The sequence below is a fragment of the Streptomyces sp. NPDC032940 genome (assembly GCF_040636935.1).
In the GTDB taxonomy this organism is placed as follows: domain Bacteria; phylum Actinomycetota; class Actinomycetes; order Streptomycetales; family Streptomycetaceae; genus Streptomyces.
This window is the reverse complement of sequence record NZ_JBEZVJ010000053.1, coordinates 1-22,759: the sequence shown is the minus strand read 5'-3', so window position 1 is coordinate 22,759 and position 22,759 is coordinate 1. Positions and strand designations below refer to the sequence as shown.

At 71.5% G+C, this 22,759-nt stretch carries 4 protein-coding genes; all 4 read left to right on the top strand.

Features of this window, described 5'->3' with window-relative positions:
• Window positions 1-134 precede the first annotated feature (134 nt).
• Entirely contained in the window at window positions 135-3,842 is a 3,708-nt protein-coding gene (locus AB0E77_RS33090; protein WP_361578352.1) for an SDR family NAD(P)-dependent oxidoreductase, read from the top strand.
• Window positions 3,839-9,358, top strand: a complete 5,520-nt coding sequence (locus tag AB0E77_RS33085; RefSeq protein WP_361578350.1) for an SDR family NAD(P)-dependent oxidoreductase — start codon at window positions 3,839-3,841, stop codon at window positions 9,356-9,358. The genes AB0E77_RS33090 and AB0E77_RS33085 overlap by 4 nt, the downstream gene beginning before the upstream one ends.
• A 176-nt stretch (window positions 9,359-9,534) precedes the next feature.
• Window positions 9,535-16,068: a type I polyketide synthase gene (locus AB0E77_RS33080; RefSeq protein ID WP_361578347.1), complete on the top strand. Its 6,534-nt coding sequence runs from the start codon at window positions 9,535-9,537 to the stop codon at window positions 16,066-16,068.
• A gap of 80 nt (window positions 16,069-16,148) precedes the next feature.
• On the top strand, window positions 16,149-22,759 hold a 6,611-nt coding region (locus tag AB0E77_RS33075; protein WP_361578344.1), incomplete at its 3' end, for a type I polyketide synthase.

The window sequence follows — 22,759 nt, the reverse complement described above, 5'->3', positions numbered from 1 at the left end:
TCCCGGTCGACTGGGATGCCTTCTACGCCGGTACGGGTGCTCAGCGTGTCGAGCTGCCGACCTATGCCTTCCAGCGTGAGCGGTATTGGCTGGCGTCGAGTGCTGGTTCCTCGGATCCTGCTGCTGCGGGGCTGGTGCCGGTCGAGCATCCCTTCCTCGGTGCGGCCGTGGTGGTCGGTGATCGGGACGAGTGGGTTTTCACCGGGCGTATCTCTCAGGATTCCGTGCCCTGGGTGCGGGACCATGCTGTGCTCGGTGCCGTGCTTCTTCCCGGGACGGCGTTGGTCGAGATGGCCGCTGCCGCCGGGCGGCGGGTGGGCAGTCCCGTGGTCGAGGAGCTGGTGCTCGAAGCACCGCTGATCCTGGACGAGGGGACGGCGGTCCGCGTTCAGGTGACCGTGGGGGCGGGCGATGAGGAGGGGCGACGCGAAGTCGCGGTCTACTCCCGCTCCGCAGGTGAGGGCGACGGACCCGAACGGGCGGTCTGCCACGCTCGCGGCACCCTCGGCGACGGCGCGGAGGCCGTTGCGGACTGGCCGGTGCAGTGGCCCCCGGTCGGTGCGCAGCGACTCGACACCGATGATCTGTACGGTCGGCTCGCCGATCTCGGCTACGCCTACGGACCGGCGTTCCAGGGGGTCCAGGCGGCCTGGCGGGACGGAGACGTGGTCTACACGGAGGTCGCGCTCTCGGACGGACTCCGCGAAGGCGGACGAGGGTTCGGTGTTCACCCTGCCCTGTTCGACGCCGCACTGCATGGTGGCCTCGAGGGGCTGACCGGCGGGGACGAGTCGGTCACCCAGCTCCCCTTCTCGTGGTCCGGTGTCCGGCTCACGGCGTCCGGCGGTTCCCGTGTACGGGTGCGTATCGAGGCGGTGGACGCCGGCACACTGCGTATCCACCTCGTGGACGACCACGGAGGGGCCGTCGGCGGGGTGGAACGGCTGGTCTTCCGGCCCGCCGAGCGGGCGAAGCTGAACGGGGGGCGCTCGGCGGCGTACGACTCGCTCTTCCAGATCGAATGGACCGCCGTCACCGGCGCTCCGCAGCCGGGTGGGCGACGTGTGGTGGCCCTCGGTGATGTCCCCTTCGCGGCACCGCGGTTCGCTTCCCTCGACGCGCTCGAAGACGCCGTGGCCGACGGTGCCCCGGTACCCGATGCGGTCGTCGTCCAGGTCCGTGGAGCGGGGAGCGCCGACATCGCTCCGGCCGCCCGCACCGTGGCCTGTGACACGTTGGCCCTGGTCCAGCGCTGGTTGGCGAGTACCTGGCTGGACGAGTCGCGTCTGGTGATCGTGACGCGCCGCGGTGTCGCGGTGGGCGACGACGTTCCGGAACCGGCGTTGGCCCCGGTGTGGGGCCTGGTGCGCTGCGCCCAGTCGGAGCACCCGGGACGGTTCACCCTCGTGGACGTCGACGACACGGTCGGCGAAGACGAGTGGAACGCCGTTCTGGCATCCGGGGAGGAGCAATTGGCGGTTCGCGGGGGCCGTGTCCTGATGCCACGTCTGGTGCGCATCCGGCAAGCCGCGGCGCTCCCGGAGGGCGCGTGGCGGCTGTCGATCGAACGGACCGGCTCACTGGACGGTCTGGACATCGTCGCCTCGGCTGCCGGCCGGGCCCTGCTGCCGGGCGAGGTGCGGATCGGGGTACGGGCCGCGGGCCTGAACTTCCGGGACGTGCTGATCGCGCTCGGGACGTACCCCGGTGAGGCGCCGCTGGGCAGCGAGGCCGCCGGTGTCGTCCTGGAGGTCGGGGACGAGGTACGCGGGCTGCGGCCGGGCGACCGGGTGATGGGTCTGGTGCCCGACAGCTTCGGCTCGGTCGCGATCACGGACAGCCGGATGGTCGTGCCGATGCCCGAGCACTGGTCGTTCACCGAGGCGGCGTCGGTGCCCCTGGTGTTCCTCACCGCGTACTACGGCCTGGTGGACCTGGCCGGGCTGCGGCGCGGTGAGCGGCTGCTGGTGCATGCGGCGGCCGGTGGTGTGGGCATGGCGGCGGTGCAGCTGGCCCGGCACTGGGGCGTGGAGGTGTTCGCCACGGCGAGTGAGCCGAAGTGGGACGCGGTACGGGCGCTCGGTGTGGACGGGGAGCGGATCGCGTCGTCGCGCGACCTGTCGTTCCGGGAGAGGTTCCTGGAGGTCACCGGCGGGTCCGGGGTGGATGTCGTCCTCAACGCCCTGGCCGGGGAGTTCATCGACGCCTCCCTGGATCTGCTGCCGCGCGGCGGCCGGTTCGTCGAGATGGGCAAGGCCGATCTGCGTGACGCGCAGCAGGTGGCTCAGGACCGGCCCGGTGTCCACTACCGGCCCTACGACCTGTTCGAGGCGGGGCCGGACCGGATCCAGGAGATGCTGGCCGAGGTCGTGTCGCTGTTCGAGCAGGGGGTGCTGGAGCACGCGCCGGTGCGTACGTGGGACGTGCGCCGGGGTGCGGAGGCCTTCCGGTTCCTGCGTGAGGGCCGTAACACCGGCAAGGTCGTCCTGACCGTCCCGGCGCCGCTGGACGAGGACGGCACCGTCCTGATCACCGGTGGCACCGGCGGCCTCGGCGCACTGTTCGCCGAGCACCTGGTCCGGCGGTACGGCGTCAGGCATCTGCTGCTGGTCAGCCGGCGCGGACCCGACGCCGACGGCGTACCGGAACTGCTCGCCCGCTTGGATGCGCTGGGGGCCGAGGCACGGGTGGAAGCCTGTGACGTCGGTGACCGTGACCAGCTCGGACAGCTGATTCGTACGCTGGAGCAGCCGTTGACCGCGGTCATCCACGCGGCCGGTGTGCTGGACGACGGTGTGATCGAGTCCCTGTCATCCGAGCAGGTCGAGCGGGTGATGGGGCCCAAGGCCGACGCCGCCCTGCACCTGCACGAGCTGACCGCGGACATGGAGCTGTCGGCGTTCGTGCTCTTCTCCTCGGTCGCCGCGCTGATCGGCAGCCCCGGTCAGGCGAACTACGCGGCCGCCAACGCCACCCTCGACGCACTCGCCGCGGTCCGGCGCGCCGAGGGACTGCCGGCGACCTCACTGGCCTGGGGTCTGTGGGCCGAGGCACGCAGCATGGGTGGCACGCTCGACGAAAGCAGCGTGGCGCGCTGGGCCCGGATGGGTATCGATCCCCTCTCCAACGACCTGGGCGTGGAGCTGTACGACACCGCGCAGTTGCTGGACACGGCACTCCAGGTGCCGGTACGGCTGAACTCCGTTGCTCTGCGCGACTCCTCGCGCACCGGAGCTCTGCCGGCGCTGATGCGCGGCCTCGTCCGTGAGCCCGCACGACAGCGCACCGAGCTGACCGGCGGCTCACTGGCGGAGCAGCTCGCGGGGGTTCCCGAGGCCGATCGGATCCAGGTCGTGCACGAGCTGGTGCAGACGCACGTCGCTGCGGTGCTCGGTCACGCGTCGGCGTCCACGATCGACACGGGCAGCTCTTTCAAGGAACTGGGACTGGACTCGCTGGCAGCGGTGGAACTGCGCAATCGGCTCACCAAGGCGACCGGTCTGCGGCTGCCCACCACTCTGGTCTTCGACCACCCGACGCCGGCCGCCGTCGCCGGGCTCCTCCACGACCGGGCCCGCGGGGAACAGGACGACGGTTCCTCCCCGATGGACGAGGCGCTGAAGCAGATGGAAGCGCTGCTCGCCTCCGGGGACGACAGCCAACTGGCCGGGTTCGAACTGCGTCTGCGCTCCCTGGGCAACCGCCTCCGGTCGGTCCTGGGAGCCCTGGGCGGCACGGGCGGCGGCCACGACGACACGCTCGTCGAAGACGTCGACGACCTGGAAGAGGTCTCCGACGACGAGATATTCGAGTTGATCGACAAAGAGATCGGAATGGCATGAACCAGGCCGCGGGGGACCGTACGCGGAGCGGCTCGAACACGGACGAGCAGAAGCTCCGCTTGTATCTACGGAAGGTTACTGGCGAACTGCGCACGGCCAACCGGCGGATTCGCGACTTGGAACAGCGTGACGTCGAGCCGTTGGCGATCGTGGGTATGGCGTGCCGCTATCCGGGTGGGGTCGGGTCGCCGGAAGAGTTGTGGCGACTGGTGGCCGAAGGTCGCGATGCGATCTCGCCTCTCCCGGCCGACCGGGGCTGGGACGTGGAGCGGCTCTATGACCCCGATCCGGATCACGCCGGGACGGTGACCACGCGGGGTGGTGGCTTCTTGGAGAACGCCGGCGCCTTTGACGCCGGGTTCTTCGGGATCAGTCCGCGTGAGGCGACGGCGATGGACCCGCAGCAGCGGTTGCTGCTGGAGGCCGCGTGGGAGGCCCTGGAGGACGCCGGGATCGACCCGGTGTCGCTGCGGGGCAGCGACACCGGGGTCTTCGCCGGGGTGATGCCGATGGACTACGGCACTTCACCTGACTTCAGCGGCTCGATGCCCCCGGAGGCGGAGGGTTTCCGGTTGACGGGGACGACGTCGAGTGTCGTCTCGGGGCGTATCGCGTACAGCTTCGGGTTCGAGGGTCCGGCTGTGACGGTGGATACGGCGTGCTCGTCGTCGTTGGTCGCCCTGCACCTGGGGTCCCAGGCGCTGCGGTCTGGGGAATGCTCGCTGGCGCTGGTCGGTGGTGTGACGGTGATGGCGGGGCCGTTCCTGTTGCAGGAGTTCAGTCGGCAGCGTGGTCTTGCTCCTGACGGCCGTTGCAAGTCGTATGCGGCGGGTGCGGATGGGACCGGGTTCTCGGACGGCGTCGGCCTGGTCGTCATGGAGCGGCTGTCGGAGGCGCGGCGCAACGGGCACCGGGTGCTGGCGGTGGTGCGGGGTAGTGCGGTCAATCAGGACGGTGCGAGCAATGGTCTGACGGCGCCGAACGGGCCGTCGCAGGAGCGGGTGATCCGCCAGGCCCTGGCGAATGCCGGCCTGAGCCCCGCCGATGTGGATGCGGTCGAGGGGCATGGAACGGGGACCCGGCTGGGGGATCCGATCGAGGCTCAGGCGCTGCTGGCGACGTATGGCCAGGAGCGGGTGAACGGTCCGCTGAAGCTCGGGTCGATCAAGTCGAACATCGGGCACACGTCCGCTGCGGCGGGTGTGGCCGGTGTGATCAAGATGGTGAAGGCCATGCAGCACGGGGTGCTGCCCCGCACGCTGAACGTGGACGAGCCCTCGCCGCACATCGATTGGTCTGCGGGTGAGGTGGAGCTGCTGACCGATCCTGTGCAGTGGCCTGCTGACGGGGAACGGCCGCGCCGTGCGGGTGTGTCCTCCTTCGGCGTCAGTGGGACGAACGCGCACGTGATCCTTGAGGAGGCTCCGGCGGTCGAGGAGCCGGCTGCTGAGGCGGCCGTGGTGCGGCGTCCGCCGGTGGTGCCCGTGATCGTGTCGGGTAAGAGCGGGGCGGCCTTGGCGGGGCAGGCGGAGCGGCTGCGGTCGCATCTGGTGTCCCGCGACGGGCTGGATGTGGTGGATGTGGCGTTCTCGGCGGTGACGTCGAGGGCGCAGTTCGATGAGCGAGCCGTGGTAACCGCGAAGGACCGGGACGATCTGCTGGCGGGGCTGGCCGCGTTGGCGGACGGGCAGCTGGCCACGGGTCGGCCCGTGGCTGGGAAGACCGGGTTCTTGTTCACCGGGCAGGGTGCTCAGCGGGCCGGTATGGGCGTAGAGCTGGCTGCCGTCTATCCCGTGTTCGCCGAGGCCTTGGACGAGGTATGCGGCCGGTTGGACGGCCTGTTGGGTCGCTCGCTGAAGGAGCTTTTGTTTGCGGCGGAGGGTTCGCCGGAGGCTGGGCTGCTGGATCGTACGGAGTTCACGCAGCCGGCGTTGTTCGCCGTCGAGGTGGCGTTGTTCCGGCTGCTGGAGTCCCTCGGGGTCCGCCCGGATGTGCTTGTGGGGCATTCGGTGGGTGAGCTGGCGTGTGCCCATGTGGCGGGTGTGCTGTCTCTGGAGGACGCGTGCACGCTGGTCGCCGCCCGCGGACGCCTGATGGGTGCGCTGCCTGCCGGTGGTGGCATGGTCGCGGTGCAGGCGACCGAGGCGGAGGTGGCCGAGTCACTGGCCGGCTTCGAGGGCCGTTTGTCGGTCGCTGCGGTGAACGGTCCGACGGCGGTCGTGGTCTCGGGTGAGCTGGCCGCAGTGGAGGAGTGGCTGCCGTACTGGCAGCAGGCCGGTCGTAAGACGACCCGGCTGAAGGTCAGCCACGCGTTCCACTCGCCGTTGATGGAACCCATGCTGGACGAGTTCCAGGCCATCGCCCAGAGTCTGACGTTCCACGCCCCTCAGGTTCCGGTGGTGTCGAATGTGACCGGCACGCTGGTGTCCGGTGAGCTCACGGACCCGGGTTACTGGGTTTCCCACGTCCGTGAGGCAGTCCGCTTCGCCGACGGGGTACGCACCCTCGCCGAGCAGGGTGTGACGCGTTTCGTCGAGGTCGGCCCGGATGCCGTGCTGACCGCCCTCGCCCAGCAGACACTGGACGACGAGGACGCGGTGTTCGTTCCGGTGCTGAAGGCGCGTGTTCCGGAGGCGGAGGCGTTTGCCACCTTCCTCGGCCGGGCGCACATTGCGGGTGTCCCGGTCGACTGGGACGCCTTCTACGCCGGTACGGGTGCTCAGCGTGTCGAGCTGCCGACCTATGCCTTCCAGCGTGAGCGGTATTGGCTGGCGTCGAGTGCTGGTTCCTCGGATCCTGCTGCTGCGGGGCTGGTGCCGGTCGAGCATCCCTTCCTCGGTGCGGCCGTGGTGGTCGGTGATCGGGACGAGTGGGTTTTCACCGGGCGTATCTCTCAGGATTCCGTGCCCTGGGTGCGGGACCATGCTGTGCTCGGTGCCGTGCTTCTTCCCGGGACGGCGTTGGTCGAGATGGCCGCTGCCGCCGGGCGGCGGGTGGGCAGTCCCGTGGTCGAGGAGCTGGTGCTCGAAGCACCGCTGATCCTGGACGAGGACACCTGGGTGCACCTCCAGGTCAGGCTGGGTGAGGCCGACGAGGAGGGGCGGCGTGAAGTCGCGGTCTACTCGCGCCCGCAGGGCGAGGGGGACCTCACGCAGCAGGCGGTCTGCCACGGCCGGGGCACCCTCGGTACGGCGGCGGCGCTCCCCGACTGGCCGGCCCAGTGGCCGCCGGCCGGGGCCGAGCCCGTCGCCGTGGACGGGATCTACGCCCGCTTCGCCGACCTGGGCTTCGACTACGGGCCTGCCTTCCAGGGCGTCCGGGCCGCCTGGCGGGACGGGGACACCGTCTGTGCCGAGGTGGTACTGCGCGACGAAGAGGCCGACGCGGCGCAGGGCTTCGTCATTCACCCGGCGCTGTTCGACGCGTCCCTGCACGGGGGCCTGGACTGGCTGGACGTGGGTGACGGCTCGGCGCGACTGCCGTTCTCCTGGTCCGGCGTGCACGTCGGCGGACCGGTCTCGGGATGCGTGCGGGTGCGGATCAGCTCGGTCGGTGACGCCGCCCTGCGCATCGACATCGCGACCGATGCCAGTGAACCCGTAGCTGCCGTGCGAGAGTTGGCGTTCCGTGCTGTTGAGCCGGGGCAGCTCCGGGCGGCACGGCGTGACCAGAGAGACGCTCTCTTCCGGATCGACTGGGAGCCGGTCACGCCGGCCGGCCGGAACGGGGAGGAGACCGCGCGAGTCGTCACCCTCGGAGCGGTGTACCGCGCCGAGTTCGACGAGCTGGAGCGATCGGTGGCCGGTGGAGCGGCCGCGCCGGACCTGGTCGTGGTCCGGTGCGACGCTCCGGTCGAGCCGACTGCGGCCGCGGCGCACGCCGTCGCCCGGGACACGCTCGCGCTGGTGCAGGCGTGGCTGGCGTCCGAGCCGCTGGCGGCCGGCCGGCTCGTGGTGGTCACCCGACGTGCGGTCGCGGTCGGTGACGAGGCAGTGGAGCCGGCGGCGGCGCCGGTGTGGGGTCTGCTGCGCAGTGCGCAGTCCGAGCACCCGGACCGGTTCCTGCTGCTCGACCTCGACGACGTCGGGGAACAGCCGGACTGGGGTGCGCTGGCCGCTCTGGGCGAGTCCCAGCTCGCGGTCCGCGCGGGACGGGTGCTCGCGCCACGGCTGGTCCGGGCCGGCGCGCCCGGTGCGGCCGGCGGGTCGGGGCGTCCGTGGGACCCCGACGGCACGGTTCTCATCACCGGTGGCACGGGTGGTCTCGGCGCCGTCCTCGCCGAGCACGTCGTCAAGCAGTACGGCACACGGCATCTCACCCTGGTCAGCCGGCGTGGCCCGGCCGCCGAGGGTGTCGCCGAACTGGTGGCCGAGCTGGAGTCGTTGGGAGCGCAGGTGCGGATCGAGGCGTGTGACGTCGCCGATCGCGAACAGCTCGCGGGGCTCCTCCGCTCGCTGGAGCACCCGTTGACCGCGGTCGTCCACGCCGCCGGAGTACTGGATGACGGTGTGATCGCGTCGATGACGCCGGAGCAGCTGGAGCGGGTGCTGCGGCCCAAGGTCGACGCGGCCGTGCACCTGCACGAGCTGACCGTGGGCATGAAGTTGTCCGCGTTCGTGCTCTTCTCGTCGGTCACCGCCCTGATCGGTACTCCCGGACAGGCGAACTACGCCGCGGCCAACGCGTTCCTGGACGCCCTCGCCGCCGATCGCCGGGCCCACGGGCTGCCCGCGGTCTCGCTGGCGTGGGGTCTGTGGGCCGAGTCCGCCGGAATGGGTGGCGAGCTCAGCGACACCGGTCGTGCCCGGCTGGCCCGGACCGGGGTGCAGCCGCTGCCCACCGGTCTCGGTCTGGAACTCTTCGACCGGTCGGCGCAGTTCGACGCGGCCCTGCTCGCCCCGGTGCTGCTCGACCTCGGCGCGCTGCGGGCGGGGGCGCGTGCCCGTACGCTGCCGGCGCTGCTGCGTGCGCTGGCCCCGGTGCCGCCGCGACGCAGCGGGGCCACGGGTGTGCCGCTCGCCCAGCGGTTCTCCGGCATTCCGGAGGCCGAGCGGGAACGGACCGTCCTGGAACTCGTGCAGCAGCAGGTCGCGGCCGTGCTCGGGCACTCCTCGCCCGGCAGCGTCAGCCCGACGCGTGCGTTCAAGGAGCTCGGTTTCGACTCTCTCTCCGCGGTCGACCTGCGCAACCGGCTGATCCAGGCCAGCGGGGTGCGGCTCGCACCGACCATGGTCTTCGACCACCCGACCACCGCTGCGGTCGCCGAGCTGCTGCTGTCCGAGCTCGGCGGTGACACGGGCGGGGAGTCGTCCGTCGATCGGCGGCTCGCGGAGTTCGAAGCGCTGGTCACCGGCCTGGAGGACGCCGAGAAGGCGCACGCGGCCGAGCGGCTGCGGCTGCTGCTCGGCACGATCACGGACCACGGCACGGGGCAGCGGACCGGTGACCGTATCGAGGCGGCCAACACCATGGACGAAGTACTGGAGTTGCTCGACGCCGAGTTCGGCGACGCCTGACGCCTGCCCAGCACCACCTGCCCAGCACCACCTGCCCAGCACCACCGGCACGAACCGCAGCAGCGCTGCGCCGGGCACCACTGGCGATGCCCGGCGCCCATCGCACGACGTCCGACGCACGACGCCCAACGCACGACGCCCAACGCACGGTGCACCGAACAGGACACACACGGGGGATGAGCACTGAAGTGAACGACGTCCAGCAGCAGGAGAAGCTCGTTCGGTATGTCAAGCGACTGGCCACCGATCTCGACGCGACCCGGGCACAGCTCAAGGAGTACGAGGACCGCGCGCACGAGCCGCTGGCCGTCGTCGGGATGAGCTGCCGCTATCCGGGCGGTGTCACCTCCCCGGAAGAGCTGTGGCGGCTCGTCGCCGAGGGGCGCATCGGCACCGCCGAGGAGTTTCCGGCGGACCGTGGCTGGGACGTCGAGAACCTCTACCACCCGGACCCGGACCACCCCGGCACGTCGTACACACGCGGTGGCGGGTTCCTGGACGCGGCGGCCGACTTCGACGCGGACTTCTTCGGGATCAGCCCGCGCGAGGCCCTGGTCATGGACCCGCAGCAGCGGCTGTTGCTGGAGTCCGCCTGGGAGGCGTTCGAGGACGCCGGCATCGACATCACCGCCCTGCGCGGCAGCGACACGGGCGTGTTCTGCGGGGTGATGTACTCGGACTACGGGTTCGTCGCCGGTACCAGCGACCGGCGGTCCGAGGTCGAGGGCTATCTGTCGATCGCGTCGGCCGGCAGCGTCGCCTCCGGCCGGGTCAGCTACACCTTCGGCTTCACCGGCCCCGCGGTCACCGTGGACACGGCCTGCTCGTCCTCGCTCGTGGCGGTGCACCTGGCCGCGCAGGCGCTGCGCGCACGCGAGTGCTCGCTCGCGCTGGTCGGCGGAGTCACGGTCCTGGCGCGTCCGAACGTGTTCGTCGAGTTCAGCCGCCAGCGCGGCGTCTCGCCGGACGGACGCTGCAAGGCGTACGCGGCCGCAGCGGACGGCGTCAGCTGGGCCGAGGGTGCGGGCCTGCTGGTGCTGGAGCGGCTGTCCGACGCTCGCCGCAACGGCCACCAGGTGCTCGCCGTGCTGCGTGGCAGCGCCGTCAACCAGGACGGCGCGAGCAACGGCCTGACCGCTCCCAACGGTCCCTCGCAGGAACGGGTGATCCGCCAGGCACTCGCGGACGCCGGCCTGCGCCCCGCGGACGTCGACGCCGTCGAGGGCCACGGCACCGGTACCCCGCTCGGTGACCCGATCGAGGCCAAGGCGCTGCTGGCGACGTACGGACGTGAGCGCGAGAACGGCCCGCTGCGACTGGGTTCGATCAAGTCCAACATCGGTCACAGCCAGGCCGCCGCCGGTGTGGCCGGCGTGATCAAGATGGTCATGGCACTGCGCAACGGCATGCTGCCGCGCACCCTCCACGTCGACGCCCCGTCCCCGAACGTGGACTGGACGGCCGGCGAGGTCAGCCTGCTGACCGAGGCACAGCCCTGGCCGTCCGGCGGGCGGACGCGCCGTGCGGGCGTGTCCTCCTTCGGCGTCGGCGGCACCAACGCGCACGTCATCCTCGAAGAGGCGCCCGCCGAGCACGCGGAGTCCCCCGGCGGGCAGACGCCCACCGGGCCCGAGGAGACGTCCACGAGCAACGCCGGGACGCCCGGCGCCGGCGGCACGGCCCCGCAGGCTGTCCCGGTGCTGCTGTCCGCACGCGGTGACGCGGCGCTCCGCGCGCAGGCCGACCGGTTGCGCGCGCTGATGATCGCCCAGCCCGAGCTGTCGGTCCTCGACCTCGGCCTGTCGTCGTCGACCCTGCGGGCCCACCTGGACCGGCGGGCGGCCGTGGTGGCCACCGACCGCGGTGCCCTGCTGTCGGGTCTCAAGGCGCTCTCCGCCGCCGAACCCGCCGCACACGTCCTGGAAGGCCAGGTCACCGGCGACCGGACCGTGTTCGTCTTCCCCGGCCAGGGCGCCCAGTGGGAGCGGATGGCGGTGGACCTGCTGGAGTCGTCGCCGGTCTTCGCCGCCGAGCTCGCCGCCTGCGGCAAGGCACTGTCCGCGTACGTCGACTGGCAGGTGGAGGACGTCCTGCGCGGGACGCCCGGCGCGCCCTCACTGGAACGCGTCGACGTCGTGCAGCCCGCGCTGTTCGCCGTGATGGTGTCCCTGGCCGCGCTGTGGCAGTCCTACGGTGTGGTGCCGGAGGCGGTGCTCGGGCACTCCCAGGGGGAGATCGCCGCCGCCTGCGTGGCCGGTGCCCTGTCCCTGGACGACGCCGCCCGGGTCGTCGCGCTGCGCAGCCGGGCCATCCGTGAACGGCTCGCCGGCAAGGGCGGCATGGCGTCCGTCGCGCTGCCGGTGGACCGGGTCGAGGAACTCATCGAGCCGTACGGCGGCCGGGTCTCGGTCGCGGCGGTCAACGGCCCGACGGCCGTGGTCGTCTCCGGGGCGCCGGAGGCTCTGGACGAGCTGGGCGTGGCCTGCGAGCGCGCGGAGATCCGTTTCAAGCGCGTCTCGGTGGACTACGCCTCGCACTCGGCCCAGGTCGCGGAGATCGAGGCCGAACTCCTGGACGTGCTCGGACCCATCACACCGCGCCCCGGCCGGATCCCGTTCTACTCCACCCTGCGCGACCGGTTCGTCGACACGACCGAACTCGACGCCTCCTACTGGTACCAGAACCTGCGCGGCCAGGTCCGTTTCGAGTCGGGCGTGCGCGCGCTGATCGACAACGGCATGAACTGCTTCATCGAGGTGTCCCCGCACCCGGTGCTGAAGCTGCCGGTCGAGGAGGCCATCCAGGCCCTGGACGCGGGCGACCGGGCGACCGTCCTCGGCTCGCTGCGCCGAGGGGAGGGCGGGTTCGCACGCTTCGCCACGTCGCTGGCCGAAGCACACACCTTCGGTACGGCCGTCGACTGGGCCCGCTTCTACGCCGACAGCGGCGCCCGCCGCGTCCCGCTGCCCACGTACGCGTTCCAGCGCGAGCGGTACTGGATGATGCCGGGCTCGGCCGGCGACCCGGCCGCCGCCGGGCTCACCCGTTTCGAGCACCCCGTGCTGACCGCCGCGGTGCGGCTGGGCGACCAGGACGAGTGGCTCTTCACCGGGCGCGTGTCCCAGGACGCCCAGCCGTGGACGCAGGACCACGCCGTCCTCGGCACCGTCCTCCTGCCCGGCGCCGCCCTGGTCGAACTGGCCCTGACGGTCGGAGCCGACGTCGGCAGCCCGGTTGTGGAGGAGCTGGTGCTGCAGGCGCCGTTGGTGCTGGCGGAGGATGCGGCTCGGCAGGTGCAGGTGACGGTGGGTGCGCGGGACGCGGAGGGGCGTCGGGAGGTCGCGGTGTATTCCCGGCCCGAGGCGTCCGAGGTGGCCGAGGAGGCGGCGGTCTGTCACGCGCGTGGGTGGCTGGGTGCGGAGGCGGCGCCTACGCGTCCGTTCGGTACGCAGTGGCCGCCGTCCGGTGCCGAGTCCGTTCCTGTCGATGCGTTGTATCCGCGGTTGGCGGCGTCCGGTTATGAGTACGGGCCGGTGTTCCGTGGGCTGCGTGCGGCGTGGCGTGTGGGCGGGGAGGTGTTTGCCGAGGTGGAGCTGGCTGAGGGTGTGGCTGGTGGGGGCTTCGGTGTGCATCCGGCGTTGTTCGATGCGGTGTTGCATGCGGCGTTGGTGGACCGGGATGCGGGTGCGGGTGTGGATCTGCCGTTCTCGTGGTCGGGGGTTCGTCTGGGGCGTGGTGTCGGGTCGCGGGTGCGGGTGCGGATCGGGCGGTCCGGTGAGTCGGCGATGTGTGTGGAGGTGGTGGACGAGCGTGGTGTGCCGGTGGTGGCGGTGGAGTCGCTGTCGGTGCGTCCGGTGGATCAGGCGCAGTTGGCCGGTGCGCAGCGGGGTGGTGGGAACAACGCGTTGTTCGGGCTGGAGTGGGCCGCGGTGACGGCCCCCGCCCCGGTGTCGTCGGTGGTGTCGGTGGCCGTGCTGGGTGGCCTGCCGGCCGCGGGTGAGCGTTACGCGGACCTTGCCGCGCTGGAGCTCGCGGTGGCCGAAGGGACCGCCGCCCCGGACGTCGTCCTGGTGGGCGTCGAGCCGGACGGCACCACCGATGTCGCGTCCGGCGCGAGGGCGGCCACCGTGAGCACGCTGGAGCTGCTGCAGCGGTGGCTGGCGAGTGAGGTGCTGCGGGAGTCCCGTCTGGTCGTGGTGACCCGTGACGCGGTGGCCGTCGACGGGCAGGCGCCGGACCTGGTGCAGGCGCCGGTGTGGGGTCTGGTGCGCAGTGCGCAGTCCGAGCACCCGGAGCGGTTCACGCTCGTCGACGTCGACCGCGAGGGTGACACGGACTGGGCGGCGCTCTCCGCGCTCGGTGCCGAGGAGCCGCAGATCGCGGTTCGCGGCGGCAGCCTGTTCGTCCCCCGGCTGGCACGGACGGAGACGTCCCCGGTCGACGGCGCCTGGCGACTGGGCAGCAAGCGGAGGGGATCGCTGGAGGACCTCGCGATCCTGCCGTCGAACGCCGACCGGCCGCTCGGTGTCAACGAGGTCCGGATCGGCATCCGGGCCGCGGGCCTGAACTTCCGGGACGTGCTGATCGCGCTCGGGACGTACCCCGGTGAGGCGCCGCTGGGCAGCGAGGCCGCCGGTGTCGTCCTGGAGGTCGGCGCCGACGTGACCGACCTGGCCCCCGGTGACCGGGTCTTCGGCCTCGTGCCGGACGCCTTCGGCCCGGTGGCCGTCGCCGACCGGCGCACGGTCGTCCCGATGCCGGACAGCTTCTCGTTCGTCCAGGCGGCGGCCCTGCCCGTGGTCTACCTCACCGCGTACTACGGCCTGGTGGACCTGGCCGGGCTGCGGCGCGGTGAGCGGCTGCTGGTGCATGCGGCGGCCGGTGGTGTGGGCATGGCGGCGGTGCAGCTGGCCCGGCACTGGGGTGTGGAGGTGTTCGCCACGGCGAGTGAGCCGAAGTGGGACGCGGTGCGGGCGCTCGGTGTGGACGGGGAGCGGATCGCGTCGTCGCGCGACCTGTCGTTCCGGGAGAGGTTCCTGGAGGTCACCGGCGGGTCCGGGGTGGATGTCGTCCTCAACGCCCTGGCCGGGGAGTTCATCGACGCCTCCCTGGATCTGCTGCCGCGCGGCGGCCGGTTCGTGGAGATGGGCAAGGCCGATCTGCGCGCCCCGGACGTCGTCGCCGCCGACCACGAGGGAGTGCGCTACCGGTCCTACGACCTCGTGGAGGCGGGGCCGGACCGGATCCAGGAGATGCTGGCCGAGGTCGTGTCGCTGTTCGAGCAGGGGGTGCTGGAGCACGCGCCGGTGCGTACGTGGGACGTGCGCCGGGGTGCGGAGGCCTTCCGGTTCCTGCGTGAGGGCCGTAACACCGGCAAGGTCGTCCTGACCGTCCCGGCGCCGCTGGACGAGGACGGCACCGTCCTGATCACCGGTGGCACCGGCGGCCTCGGCGCACTGTTCGCCGAGCACCTGGTCCGGCGGTACGGCGTCAGGCATCTGCTGCTGGTCAGCCGGCGCGGACCCGACGCCGAGGGCGTACCGGAACTGCTCGCGAAACTGGCGGAACTCGGCGCCGACGCCCGCGCGGCGGCCTGCGACGTATCCGACCGCGACCAGCTCGCCCGACTGCTCGACGGACTGGAGCACCCGTTGCGCGCGGTGATCCACTCGGCCGGCGTGCTCGACGACGGTGTGGTCGAATCGCTCACCCCGGAACAGGTCGAGCGGGTGATGCGGCCCAAGGTCGACGCCGCCCTGCACCTGCACGAACTGACCGCGGACATGGAGCTGTCGGCGTTCGTGCTCTTCTCCTCCCTCGCCGCGCTGATCGGCAGCCCCGGTCAGGCGAACTACGCGGCCGCCAACGCCACCCTCGACGCCCTCGCCGCGGTCCGGCGCGCCGAGGGACTGCCGGCGACCTCACTGGCCTGGGGCCTGTGGGGTGACGCCACCGGAATGACCGGCGAACTCGGCGAAGCGGAACTCGCCCGCCTCGAACGCATGGGCGTCGCCGCGCTCTCCAACGAGCTCGGCCTCCAGCTCTTCGACGCCGCCCACCGGCACGACGAGGCCGTCCTCGTACCCGCACGCCTCGACCAGGCGGCCCTGCGAACACAGGCACAAGCGGGCCGGCTGCCGGCGCTGCTGCGCGGGCTCGTCCGGGTGTCGGCGCGGCGCACGGAGAGCGTCGGCGGCTCCCTGGCCGACCGGCTGGCCGGCGTCGATCCGGCAGAGTGGGAGGACGTCACCCTGGACCTGGTACGCGCCCAGGTGGCCTCCGTGCTCGGTCACGCCTCGGCCGAGGCCGTCGATCCCGACCGTGCCTTCAAGGAGCTGGGCTTCGACTCGCTCGCCGCGGTCGAGCTGCGCAACCGGCTCACGTCGGCCACCGGCCTGCGACTGCCGACCACTCTCGTCTTCGACCACCCGAACCCGCTCGCGGTGGCCCGCTACCTGATCCCCGCCGCCATGCCGGACTCGGCACCGGCCGACACGGGACGGCGCTCGGAGGAGGACGAGATCCGCGACCTGCTCGTCACCATCCCGATCGGGCGCCTGCGCCAGTCCGGGCTCCTCGACGCACTGCTCGACCTGGCCGACGGCGGATCCGACGACACCCGGTCCGACGACGCGGACGGAGACGCCGTGTCGATCGACGAGATGGACGTCGCGACGCTGATCCGGATGACCCAGGGCGACGCGGAATGACAGACGCCTCAACCACGCCTGAGAAGAATCCAGCTGAGAACACGGCCGCGGCAACGCGTCCGAACGGGGGAACCAAGGCGATGTCCGCCAATCAGAACGAGCTGGTCGAAGCGCTCCGCAAGTCCCTGAAGGAGACCGAGCGCCTGCGGCAGCAGAACCGCCGGCTCCTGGCCCAGGCCACCGAACCCATCGCGATCGTGGGCATGAGCTGCCGTTATGCCGGCGACGCGGACTCGCCGGAGGCGCTGTGGCGGCTAGTGGCGGAGGGCCGGGACGCGGTCTCGGGCCTGCCGACCGACCGCGGCTGGGACGTGGAACACCTCTACGACCCCGACCCCGATCAGGTCGGCAAGGTCTACGCGAGCGGAGGCGGCTTCCTCCAGCGCGTCGGCGACTTCGACGCCGGGTTCTTCGGGATCAGCCCGCGTGAGGCGACGGCGATGGACCCCATCCAGCGGCTGCTCCTCGAGGCGTCCTGGGAGGCCCTGGAGGACGCCGGACTCGACCCGGCCTCGCTGCGGGGCAGCGACACCGGCGTCTTCGCCGGCGCGGTCATGTCCGACTACGGCGGTACGTCCCAGCCCGAGCTGGAGGGCTTCCGCCTGGCGGGCACCGCGTCGAGCGTGGTGTCCGGCCGGGTGGCGTACACCTTCGGCTTCGAGGGTCCGGCCGTGACGGTGGACACGGCCTGCTCGTCGTCGTTGGTGGCGATGCACATGGCTGCGCAGGCGCTGCGGTCGGGTGAGTGCTCGCTTGCCCTGGTGGGCGGTGTCACGGTCCTGGCGGGGCCGTTCCTGTTGCAGGAGTTCAGCCGTCAGCGGGGGCTCGCCCCGGACGGTCGGTGCAAGCCCTACGCGGCGGGCGCGGACGGCACCGGGTTCTCGGACGGCGTCGGCCTGGTCGTCATGGAGCGGCTGTCGGAGGCGCGGCGCAACGGGCACCGGGTGCTGGCGGTGGTGCGGGGTAGTGCGGTCAATCAGGACGGTGCGAGCAATGGGCTGACGGCGCCGAACGGGCCGTCGCAGGAGCGGGTGATCCGCCAGGCCCTGGCGAATGCCGGCCTGAGCCCCGCCGATGTGGATGCGGTCGAGGGGCATGGCACGGGGACCCGGCTGGGGGATCCGATCGAGGCTCAGGCGCTGCTGGCGACGTATGGCCAGGAGCGGGTGAATGGTCCGCTGCGGCTGGGGTCGATCAAGTCGAACATCGGGCACACGTCTGCTGCGGCGGGTGTGGCCGGTGTGATCAAGATGGTGAAGGCGATGCAGCACGGGGTGCTGCCGCGCACGCTCAACGTGGATGAGCCCTCGCCGCACATCGATTGGTCTGCGGGTGAGGTGGAGCTGCTGACCGATCCTGTGCAGTGGCCTGCTGATGGGGAACGGCCGCGTCGTGCGGGTGTGTCGTCGTTCGGTATCAGCGGGACGAACGCGCATCTGATTCTGGAGGAGGCTCCGGCCGTCGAGGAGCCGGCTGCTGGGGTGGCCGTGGTGCGGCGTCCGCCGGTGGTGCCCGTGATCGTGTCGGGTAAGAGCGGGGCTGCGCTGCTCGGGCAGGCGGAGCGGCTGCGGTCGCATGTGCTGTCGCGTGCGGGGCTGGGTGTGGTGGATGTGGCGTTCTCGGCGGTGACGTCGAGGGCGCAGTTCGACGAGCGTGCGGTGGTGACCGCCAGCGATCGGGATGGTCTGCTGGCGGGGCTGGCCGCGTTGGCGGACGGGCAGCCGGCTGCGGGTGTCGTCACGGGTCGGCCCGTGGCTGGGAAGACCGGGTTCTTGTTCACCGGGCAGGGTGCCCAGCGGGCCGGTATGGGCGCGGAACTGGCCGCCGTCTATCCCGTGTTCGCTGAGGCCTTGGACGAGGTATGCGGCCGGCTTGATGGTCTGCTGGGTCGTTCGCTGAAGGAGCTTTTGTTCGCGGCGGAGGGTTCGCCGGAGGCTGGGCTGCTGGATCGTACGGAGTTCACGCAGCCGGCGTTGTTCGCCGTCGAGGTGGCGTTGTTCCGGCTGCTGGAGTCCCTCGGGGTCCGGCCGGATGTGCTTGTGGGGCATTCGGTGGGTGAGCTGGCGTGTGCCCATGTGGCGGGTGTGCTGTCTTTGGACGACGCGTGCACGCTGGTTGCCGCCCGTGGACGCCTGATGGGTGCGCTGCCTGCCGGTGGTGGCATGGTCGCGGTGCAGGCGACCGAGGCGGAGGTGGCCGAGTCTCTGGCCGGTTTCGAGGGGCGTTTGTCGGTCGCTGCGGTGAACGGTCCGACAGCGGTCGTGGTCTCGGGTGAGCTGGCCGCGTTGGAGGAGTGGCTGCCGTACTGGCAGCAGGCCGGTCGTAAGACGACTCGGTTGAAGGTCAGCCACGCGTTCCACTCGCCGTTGATGGAACCCATGCTGGACGAGTTCCAGGCCATCGCCCAGAGTCTGACGTTCCACGCTCCTCAGGTTCCGGTGGTGTCGAATGTGACGGGCACGTTGGTGTCCGGTGAGCTGACGGATCCGGGTTACTGGGTTTCCCACGTCCGTGAGGCAGTCCGCTTCGCCGACGGGGTACGCACCCTCGCCGAGCAGGGTGTGACGCGTTTCGTCGAGGTCGGCCCGGATGCCGTGCTGACCGCCCTCGCCCAGCAGACACTGGACGACGAGGACGCAGTCTTCGCACCTGTCCTGCGTGCCCGTACTCCCGAAGCGGAAGCCTTCGCCACCTTCCTCGGCCGGGCGCACGTCGCCGGTATCCCCGTCGACTGGGACGCCTTCTACACCGGCACCGGCGCTCAGCGTGTCGAGCTGCCGACCTATGCCTTCCAGCGCGAGCGGTACTGGATGACGTCCGGGTCGGCCGGGGCGGGCGATCCGGCCGCCGCCGGTCTCGTACGGGTGGACCACCCCGTGATCGCGGCCGGGGTGCGGGTCGGTGACCGGGACGAGTGGCTGTTCACCGGTCGCCTGTCCACCGAGGCGCAGCCGTGGACGGCCGAGCACGTGCTGCTCGGCAACATGGTCGTACCGGGCACCTCCCACATCGAACTGGCCCTGACCGCAGGACGTCAGGCGGGCAGCCCCGTTGTCGAGGAGCTGGTCCTCGAAGCGCCACTGATCCTGCAGAACGACCAGCCGGTCCAGGTGCAGGTCACCGTCGGTGAGCCCGACGAGGACGGCCGTCGGCCCGTGGCGATCTACTCCCGGCCCGAAACCGGGGGCGAGGCCGGGCGGGAAGCGATCTGCCACGCCCGGGGCACGCTCGCCGCCGACACCGAGCGGGTGGCGGACTGGCCTGCCGAATGGCCGCCGCGCGAAGCGGAGGCCATCGCGGTCGAGGACGCCTACGCGCGCCTGTCCGACATCGGCTACGACTACGGCCCCGTCTTCCAGGGCCTGCGCGCGCTGTGGCGCGACGGTGCCGACGTGTACGCCGAGGTGGAGCTGCCCGACGAAACGGCCACCGCGGGCTTCGGTATCCACCCAGCCCTGTTCGACGCCGCACTCCAGAGCGGCGCCGCCGTTCTTCTGCTGGAGGGCGAGAACGGCGAGCGCAAGATGCCGTTCAGCTGGTCCGGCGCTCGGCTCGCGCACCCCGGAGCGACCCGGCTGCGCGTGCGCACCGTCGCGGCCGGCGACTCCGCGCTGCGGCTCGACGCCGTGGACGAATCCGGTACCGAAGTGGTGTCGGTCGAGTCCATCGCCGTACGTCCGGTCGCCCAGGAGCAACTGGCGGGTGCCCAGCGGGGAAGCGCCAACGCGCTGTACCGCGTCGACTGGGCGGAGGTCCCCGCCGAGACGACCCCCGCGCCGGTGGCCTTCGAGGTGCTCGGCCGCCCGGACGGGTACGCCGACCTCTCCGCGCTCACCCGTGCCGTTGCCGACGGCGCCGCTGTTCCGGACCTCGTCGTCGCCGTGGTCGACGGTTCGCCCGGGCCGACGACGACGGCCGCGTACACCGTTTCCGAGCGCGCCCTTCGGCTGGTGCAGGACTGGCTGGCCGACGAGGCCCTCGCCGGCGCGCGCCTCGTGGTGGCGACGCGGCGCGCGGTCGCGGTCGGTGACGAGTCACCGGATCTGGCGGTCGCACCCGTTTGGGGCCTCGTGCGCAGCGCGCAGTCCGAGCACCCGGGCCGCTTCCTCCTGGCCGACTTCGACTCCGATGTCGACTTCGGGTTCACGTCCGATGGTGACGGGCCGGAGTGGGCCACGCTCGCGTCCGCGGACGAGCCGCAGCTCGCGGTGCGCGACAGCCGCCTGCTCGCCCCGCGACTGGCTCGGGTGAGTACAACGCCGCCCCACGTGGCGCTCTCCGACAATACGGTTTTGATCACGGGTGGTACCGGAGGGCTCGGCGGCCTGGTGGCACGGCATCTCGCCGCGTCGGAGCAGGTGCGCGACCTGCTGCTGGTCAGCCGTCGTGGGATGGCGGCCGAGGGTGTCGAGGAACTGGTCGGTGAGCTTCGGGCGGCGGGCGCCCGGGTGCGTGTCGAGGCGTGCGATGTGGGTGATCGCGAGGAGCTCGCTCGGCTGATCGGTTCGCTGGAGCGGCCGCTCGGCGCGGTTGTGCATGCGGCCGGTGTGCTGGACGACGGTGTGATCGAGTCGCTGACGCCGGAGCAGCTCGAGCGCGTCCTGCGACCGAAGCTCGACGCGGCGCTGCATCTGCATGAGCTGACGGCGGGTATGGACCTCTCGGCGTTCGTGCTGTTCTCGTCGGTGGCGGCGCTGGTCGGCAGCTCCGGCCAGGCGAACTACGCTGCGGCCAACGCGTTCCTGGACGCCCTCGCCGCCGCCCGCCGGGCCGACGGGCTGCCGGCGACCTCACTGGCGTGGGGCCTCTGGGCGAACAGCACCGGAATGACCGGTGCCCTGGACGAGGCCGAACTGGCCCGGTTGGCCCGCCAAGGCGTCGGAGCCCTGCCGACCGAGCTCGGTCTGGAGTTGTTCGACCGGGGGTTGGGTCTGGGTGAGGCGTTGGTGGCGCCTGTGTTGTTGGACCCGGTGGCGTTGCGGTCGCAGGCTCGTGCGGGGTTGCTTCCGGCGCTGTTTCGTGGGTTGGTGCGGTTGCCGGTGCGGCGTGCTGGTGGGGGTGGTTCGCTGGCGCGGCAGTTGGCTGGTGTTGCGCGGGGTGAGTGGGAGCGGGTTGCTCTCGATCTGGTGCGTGGGCAGGTGGCTGCTGTTCTGGGGCATGGGTCGGGGTCGGTGATCGATCCGGATCGGGCGTTCAAGGATCTTGGGTTCGATTCGCTGGGTGCGGTGGAGTTGCGTAACCGGCTGTCGCAGGTCAGTGGTGTGCGGTTGCCGTCGACGTTGGTGTTCGATCATCCGACGTCGTCGGCGGTGGCGCGGCTGTTGGTGTCTGAGGTGGGTGGTGTGGAGCCGGCTGTGGCGCCGGTGCGTGCGAAGCGTCGTCGTTCCACGGTGGACGAGCCGTTGGCGATCGTGGGGATGGCGTGCCGTTATCCGGGTGGGGTGACGTCGCCGGATGATCTGTGGCGGCTGGTGGCGGAGGGCCGGGACGCGATCTCGGGCCTGCCTACCGACCGGGGCTGGGACCTGGAGCGCCTCTACGACCCGGATCCGGATCACGCCGGGACGGTGACCACGCGTGCCGGCGGTTTCCTGGAGAACGCCGGCGCCTTTGACGCCGGGTTCTTCGGGATCAGTCCGCGTGAGGCGACGGCGATGGACCCGCAGCAGCGGTTGCTGCTGGAGGCCGCGTGGGAGGCCATCGAGGACGCCGGTATGGATCCGACGTCGCTCCATGGCTCGGACACGGGCGTGTTCACCGGTGTGGTGACCTCCGACTACGGTACCCAGACGCCGCCCGAGCTGGAGGGCTTCCGGCTGACGGGGACGACGTCGAGTGTCGTCTCGGGGCGTATCGCGTACAGCCTGGGGCTGGAAGGGCCCGCGGTGTCGGTCGACACGGCTTGCTCGTCGTCGTTGGTGGCGATGCACATGGCTGCGCAGGCGCTGCGGTCGGGTGAGTGCTCGCTTGCCCTGGTGGGCGGTGTCACGGTCCTGTCGGGGCCGTTCCTGTTGCAGGAGTTCAGTCGGCAGCGTGGTCTTGCTCCGGACGGGCGGTGCAAGTCGTATGCGGCGGGTGCGGATGGGACCGGGTTCTCGGACGGGCTCGGTCTGTTGGTGGTCGAGCGGCTGTCGGATGCGCGGCGCAACGGGCATCGGGTGCTGGCGGTGGTGCGGGGTAGTGCGGTCAATCAGGACGGTGCGAGCAATGGGCTGACGGCGCCGAACGGGCCGTCGCAGGAGCGGGTGATCCGCCAGGCCCTGGCGAATGCCGGCCTGAGCCCCGCCGATGTGGATGCGGTCGAGGGGCATGGCACGGGGACCCGGCTGGGGGATCCGATCGAGGCTCAGGCGCTGCTGGCGACGTATGGCCAGGAGCGGGTGAATGGTCCGCTGCGGCTGGGGTCGATCAAGTCGAACATCGGGCACACGTCTGCTGCGGCGGGTGTGGCCGGTGTGATCAAGATGGTGAAGGCGATGCAGCACGGGGTGCTGCCCCGCACGCTGAACGTGGACGAGCCTTCGCCGCATATTGACTGGTCTGCGGGTGAGGTGGAGCTGCTGACCGAGCCGCAGGAGTGGACCGCTCAGGCGGAGCGGCCGCGCCGTGCGGGTGTGTCCTCCTTTGGCGTCAGTGGGACGAACGCTCACGTGATCCTTGAGGAGGCTCCGGCGGTCGAGGAGCCGGCTGC